Annotated in this window: 1 pseudogene; it reads right to left on the bottom strand. The window is 36.3% G+C overall.

The annotated features are described in order from the left end of the window. A pseudogene (locus tag ACFIO5_RS10045) lies at positions 1-333 on the bottom strand (histidine kinase); the annotation flags it as partial.

Below are 333 nucleotides of genomic sequence, written 5' to 3'. Positions count from 1 at the left end.
CACCAGAAAAAATAATATCATTAACATCCATGACAAAACGAAACTGTTTCTCAGGATTAAGCTTTTCCATAACTCGCACCAAACGATTAACTACTTTGCGCACAGATGTGTGATAAATCACACTGTCGCATTGTGCAGCAATGCGCGCACGTTGTGTATAATGATTTATTTGGTCCTGCATTATTTTAATTTGCTCTTTCAATAAAATCGCTTGTTCTCCGCGTATTTTATCAGCCTCATTCATAACAACTGATAAAGGAGTCTTTAAGGAATGTGCAAGATTACCAACCTGAGTCCGAAATCGTTCAATAATACGCTGATTATTATGAATGA

It is taken from the genome of Bartonella sp. AA86SXKL (genome assembly GCF_042196885.1).
This window is presented reverse-complemented; position numbering and strand designations above follow the sequence as displayed.